This is a genomic window from Nocardioides sp., from assembly GCF_035481145.1.
Taxonomy (GTDB): Bacteria; Actinomycetota; Actinomycetes; order Propionibacteriales; family Nocardioidaceae; genus Nocardioides.
The window spans coordinates 1-5,755 of the sequence record NZ_DATIHB010000123.1; the positions used below are offsets into that span (position 1 = coordinate 1).

Below are 5,755 nucleotides of genomic sequence, written 5' to 3' on the forward strand. Positions count from 1 at the left end.
AACCTGCAGATTCGTTGCAGGTTCGCGCCGCCTCGACGCATGTCGGGTGCAGGTTCGCGCCGCCTCGACGCATGTCGGTGCAGGTTCGCGCCGGCTCGGCGAATCAGGAGGTGGGCGGGGGACCCGCGGGGCGGGTGCCCGCTGCCGGAGTGGCGGCACGGGCCGGTGCCGGCATCTCGATCCCGTCGAGGTCGAAGCGCGCCTTGATCCGCTCGCGCATCGCCCGGGCGACGCGCGACTGCTCACCGGGTGAGGTCTTCAGCGTGACGCGCATGGTGACGGTCTCGCCGGTGAGTGCCTCCACGCCCCAGACCTCGGGCTCCTCGAGCACGACCCCGGCGTACGCGGAGTCCTCCCAGAGCTCGTGGGCGACGGCACGGAGGGAGGCGCGGACCGCGTCGAGGTCGGAGTTCCACGCGACGCCGACATCGAGGACGGTGCGCGCCCAGTTCTGGCTCTGGTTGCCGACGCGCAGGATCTCGCCGTTGCGGACGTACCAGACCGTGCCGTGCACGTCGCGCAGCCGCGTCACGCGCAGGCCGACGGCCTCGACGGCGCCGACCACGGTGCCCAGGTCGACCGAGTCGCCGACGCCGTACTGGTCCTCGAAGATCATGAACATGCCGGAGAGGTAGTCCTTGACCAGGCTCTGGGCGCCGAAGCCGATGGCGACGCCGACGACTCCGGCGCTGGCGATGATCGGGCCGATCGGGTAACCGACCTCGCTGATGATCATCAGCAGCACGACGAAGACGATGACGGTCGTCACGATGCTCTTGATGAGCGAGCCCATCGTCCGCGCGCGCACCTGCCGGCGCTCGTTGAGCGGGCCGGCCGCGATCCGGTCGACCATCCGGTCGATGAGTCGCCCAGCGAGCCAGCGGACCAGCAGGCCACCGAGGACGAGCACGAGGATCGCGAGCGGTCGTCCGATGAGCACCGTCGCCAGCTCGGCGGCGGTCTGGTTCTGGGTCCAGCGCCACGCCAGGTCGCAGGAGATTCCATCGTCGGACGCACAGGGACTGGCGACTGCATCGGCGCCGGGGAGCGTGAGGAAGGGCAGGGTCACGGTGGTGCTCAACGACATGGGGACGAGGCTACGGGCAGGGCTCACAGGCACACGCCGCAGCCCGATATGCTGTCGCCGTGAACATCCTGACCCTTCCGCTCGTGGTCCCGCAGGGCTGGGCCGAGAACAACGACGTCGACGGACTCCAGGCGCTCCTGGTCATCGTCGGCTACCCCGCGCTGCTCTTCGCCGCGATCGTGCTGCTGGTCCTCCTCCCGCGTCTCGTCAAGGGCGGCTCTGCTGCCGGCACCGAGAGCGAGTGGTTCGGCGGCCCGCGCAAGTCCGGCGACGAGCTCGCTGCCCCCGATGGCGAGGACTCGAAGGCAGGTGGCGCTGGTGCCCGCTGGTGACTCGTTCACCCGGGAGCAGCGTCTGCGGATCGCCGAGGCGATCCGCAAGGCCGAGCTCCGGTCGCGCATGGAGATCACGGCGTACGTCGGCCCCGCCGACGGCGACGACCCGCGCGCCTTCGCCACCCAGCTCCACAACACCCTGACGGCGCCCACGCGCTCGCTGGTGATCATGGTCGACCCCGCGCAGCGGGCGCTCGAGATCGTCACCGGCGGCTGGGTCCGCGAGCGCCTGCCGGACGAGCAGGTGCAGCTCACCGCGCTCGAGATGCAGCTCGCGTTCTCCGAGGGTGACCTCGTCGGCGGCCTGGTCCGCGGCATCGGCGCACTCGCCGACCGCGCCACCGCCTGACCCACCGCGACAGACACGAAGGCCCCGACCGATCCGGTCGGGGCCTTCGTCGTACGCCGTGGCTCAGGCGCGGGCGTCGCGCTCCTGGGCGGCCAGGGCACGGGCCAGGTCGGCGCGTCCCTCACTGACGTAGCGCACCGCGGCGGGGTTGACCTCGCTCGAGGCGGCCAGCCACGCGTCGACCTTCGCCAAGGTCTCCGCCGACGGGTTGGCGCGCGGGAAGCAGAGCTCCAGCGCCAGCCTGGCCAGCCAGACCGTGCGGGTCTCGAGCAGGGTGCCGGCGATCTCGAGGTAGCGGTCGACGTACGGCGCGAGCACCTCGGCCTGGCCGGGCACCTGGAAGTTCGCGCACGTGCGCCGCGCGGTCTCGTTGGGGGTGTCGTCGGCGATGACACCGATCTCCCAGGCGCGCTCCTTGGCCTCGGCGGTCGGGATCGCGGCGCGGGCACCCGACGCAGCCTCCTGGCCCGAGATGGTCGTGTCGCGCGCGAGCTCGGCATCGATCTCGGCGTCGCCGACGTGACCACCAGCGGCGAGCGAGGTGAGCAGCACCCAGCGGAGGTCCTGCGACACCTCGAGGCCGTCGAGCGCCTGCGAGCCGTCGTACAGCCCCCTCACGTACGCCGCGCCCTCCTCGCTGCGGGCCGCCGCCGCGTAGGCGCGGGCGAGGGCGAGCTGGTGGTCGCTGCCCGGCTCGGCCGCCTCGAGGAGCTGGCGCAGGCCGGACTCCCACTGCGCCTTGACGTCGCCGCGGTGCGCCTCGGCGGTGAAGAGCGAGGCAGCGGACGAGGCGTAGCCGAGCAGTGCGCCGACCGCGGTCAGGTCGGTCTCGGTGTCGACGCCCTGCAGCACGAGCGCGACGAAGTCGGAGGCCCGCATCTCGGCGTCGCGCGTCATGTCCCACGCGGCACCCCAGCAGAGCGCCCGGGCCAGCGAGTCGTCGAGCTTGTCGATGTTGCCGACCAAGGTCGCGAGCGAACGCTCGTCCAGACGGATCTTGGCGTAGGTGAGGTCGTCGTCGTTGAGCAGCACGAGGTCGGGCTGCTTCTCGCCGACGAGGGCGTCGACCGCAGTGGACGCACCGGCGATGTCGGTCTCCACCTGGTGGCGGCGGACCAGGCGGCCACCCTCGAGGTCGTAGAGGCCCACGCGGATCCGGTGACGGCGGAGTGTCGGGTACTCCGCAGCGGCGGTCTGGGCCACCTCGAAGCGCGTGAACTCGCCCGTCTCGGAGACGTCGAACGACGCCGAGAGCGTGTTGACGCCCGACGTCTGCAGCCACTCCTCGGCCCAGCTGGTCAGCTCGCGGCCCGAGGCGTCCTCGAGCGCGCCGAGCAGGTCGGCGAACTCGGAGTTGGAGAAGGCGTGCTTCTGGAAGTACGCCCGCAGACCGGCCAGGAACGGCTCCTCGCCGACCCAGTGGACGAGCTGCTTCAGCGTCGAGGCGCCCTTCGCGTAGGTGATGCCGTCGAAGTTCTGCTCCACGGCTTCGAGGTCGTGGTTGTCGGCCGCGATCGGGTGCGTCGAGGGGAGCTGGTCCTGGCGGTAGGCCCAGTTCTTCCGCGCGTTGGTGAAGCCGGTCCACGCGTCGGCGTACTTCTCGGTCGCCTTGGCGGCGGCGTGGTGCGAGGCCCACTCGGCGAACGACTCGTTGAGCCAGAGGTCGTCCCACCACTTCATCGTCACGAGGTCGCCGAACCACATGTGCGCCATCTCGTGGAGGATCGTGTTGGCCCGCTGCTCGTAGAACGCCTTCGTCTGGCGCGAGCGGGGGAGGTACTCGTCGCGGAAGGTCACGCAGCCGGCGTTCTCCATCGCGCCCATGTTGTACTCCGGCACGAAGAGCTGGTCGTACTTGCCGAACGGGTAGGGGAACTGGAAGGCATCCTCGAAGAAGCCGAAGCCCTGCTTGGTGATCTCGATGATCTCCTCGTGGTCGAGGTGCTCCACGAGCGACTGGCGGCAGAAGACGCCGAGCGGGATCTCGCCGTGCGCGCCGTCGTAGACGTCGGAGACCTCGTGGTACTCACCGGCGACGAGCGCGGTGATGTACGTCGACATGCGCACCGTCTCCGCGAACTCCCAGCGCGCGACGCCCTCCGAGACGGCGACCGGCGACGGGGTGGGGGAGTTGGAGACGACCTTCCAGGACGCGGGGGCGGTGACGTGGAAGGTGAAGACGGACTTGAGGTCGGGCTGCTCGAACGTGCAGTACACGCGCCGGGCGTCGGGCACCTCGAACTGCGTGTAGAGGTAGACCCGGTCGTCGGCGGGGTCGACGAAGCGGTGCAGGCCCTCGCCGCTGCGGCTGTAGGTCAGGTCCGCGCGGACCACGAGCTCGTTGTCGGCCTCGAGGCCGTCGAGCGCGATGCGCGAGTCGGCGTAGACCTTGGTCGGGTCGAGCGAACGGCCGTTGAGCGTGATCTCGTGGATCTCCGCTGCGCCGACCAGGTCGGCGAAGGTCCCCGCTCCCGGCTGGGTGCAGCTGAAGCGGACGGTCGTCGTGCTGGCGAAGGTCGTGTCTGACTCGCCGCTCAGGTCGAGCTGGACGAGGTAGGACGCGACGTCGAGGAGGGCTGCGCGGGTGGCGGCCTCCTCACGGGTGAGGTTCGTTCCGGGCATGAGCGCCATCCAACCACCCGTTCCCCCACCGTCACAGTGCGGGAGCGGGTCGATATGGAAGCGTGACCAGCGGTGGGCCAGGGCCCCGCACGACCTGTCCTCCGCACACCCTGCTGGCACGCTGGCGCCATGACCGACGCTGCTGACTTCTGGTTCGACCCGCTCTGTCCGTTCGCCTGGGCGACCTCCCGCTGGATCCTCGAGGTCGAGCAGATCCGTGACATCGAGGTCCGCTGGCACGTGATGAGCCTGGGCTACCTCAACCAGGACCGTGATCTGCCTGCGGAGTACCGCCGGATCCTCGCGCCGGCCTGGGGTCCGGTCCGCGTCTGCGTCGCCGCCGCGGAACGCCACGGCGACGAGGTGCTGCTGCCGCTCTACACCGCGCTCGGCACCCGGATCCACCACGAGGGGCGCAAGCTCCACGAGCAGGACGACGCCGGCCGGGCGCTGATCAGCGAGGCGCTCCTGGAGGCGGGACTCGACGCCGACCTCGTCGACGCGATGGACGACACCTCGCTCGACCACGCCGTGGCGAAGTCGCACCACGAGGGCATGGACCAGGTGGGCGACGACGTCGGGACGCCGACGATCGCGTTCAACGGCGCGGCGTTCTTCGGTCCGGTGATCACCCGGATCCCGCGCGGCGAGGAGGCGGGCCGGCTGTGGGATGCCACGGTGACCATCGCGTCGTACCCGTACTTCTTCGAGCTCAAGCGGAGCCGCACGGAGGACCCTCAGTTCGGCTGAGCACACGCGGAAGGACCCCGGATGCATCGCTTTCCCGGGGTCCTTCGCGCACCATGGATCGGTGCGTGCACACCTCCTCGGGACCCTGTTGACCCCTGCCCTCGTCCTCGGCATCGCCTCGACGGCCATCGTCGGGATGAGGATCGATGACCCCGGACCACCCGCGTCCGTGCCTCCTGACGGAGCCGGTGCGACGGTTGTCGTCGACCGCGCGGCGCACGGCGTCCGGGGTGTCGAGACACCGCTGCCGGCCGCGACCCTGCGCGGGCAGGGCGGGGCGACCGGCGTCATCCGGCCCGGTCCGTTCAGCCACGTCGCGGTGACCTGGCGCGGTCCCGCGCCCGCGGTCCAGGTCAGCACCCGGACGCACGGCGCGTGGACCGGCTGGCGCGCGCTCGACGTCCTCGACGACCTCGACGTCCGCGAGGGCGACGGGACCCGTGGCACGCACCTGGTCGCCGTCGGCTCCTCCGACGCCGTCCGGGCCCGTGTGTCCGGGAGCGGCGCCCGTGACCTGAAGGTGGTCACCATCGACCCCGGCAGGACCGGCACCGCCGACAGCCTCGCCCTCGCAGCAGACGGCACGGGCCCGGCGACAGCGACCGCCGTCGC

At 71.1% G+C, this 5,755-nt stretch carries 6 protein-coding genes; 4 read left to right on the plus strand and 2 right to left on the minus strand.

The genetic code is table 11. From position 1 onward, the window contains the following. Positions 1–103: 103 nt before the first annotated feature. A complete protein-coding gene (locus VLF38_RS10140; protein WP_325271143.1) occupies positions 104–1,087 on the minus strand; it encodes a mechanosensitive ion channel family protein in 984 nt (327 codons plus the stop codon). Between the two features lie 59 nt (positions 1,088–1,146). Here VLF38_RS10140 and VLF38_RS10145 point away from each other — a divergent pair, with 59 nt between their 5' ends. Together VLF38_RS10145 and VLF38_RS10150 are read left to right on the plus strand one after the other, a co-directional pair. Further along, a complete protein-coding gene (locus VLF38_RS10145; RefSeq protein ID WP_107700365.1) occupies positions 1,147–1,419 on the plus strand; it encodes a hypothetical protein in 273 nt (90 codons plus the stop codon). Further along, complete coding sequence (locus tag VLF38_RS10150) at positions 1,406–1,771, plus strand: DUF5130 family protein (protein WP_325271144.1); 366 nt, start codon at positions 1,406–1,408, stop codon at positions 1,769–1,771. The genes VLF38_RS10145 and VLF38_RS10150 overlap by 14 nt, the downstream gene beginning before the upstream one ends. Before the next feature lie 63 nt (positions 1,772–1,834). Here VLF38_RS10150 and pepN read toward each other — a convergent pair whose 3' ends face one another. Next, positions 1,835–4,393 (minus strand): aminopeptidase N, encoded by a 2,559-nt coding sequence (pepN, locus tag VLF38_RS10155; RefSeq protein ID WP_325271145.1) that lies wholly within the window; start codon positions 4,391–4,393, stop codon positions 1,835–1,837. A 129-nt stretch (positions 4,394–4,522) separates the two neighbouring features. Here pepN and VLF38_RS10160 point away from each other — a divergent pair, with 129 nt between their 5' ends. Together VLF38_RS10160 and VLF38_RS10165 are read left to right on the plus strand one after the other, a co-directional pair. Further along, on the plus strand, positions 4,523–5,143 hold the full coding sequence (locus VLF38_RS10160) for a disulfide bond formation protein DsbA (protein WP_325271146.1): 621 nt from the start codon (positions 4,523–4,525) through the stop codon (positions 5,141–5,143). A 61-nt stretch (positions 5,144–5,204) separates the two neighbouring features. Next, positions 5,205–5,755 (plus strand): hypothetical protein (locus VLF38_RS10165; protein WP_325271147.1); only part of this gene is annotated, 551 nt, incomplete at its 3' end.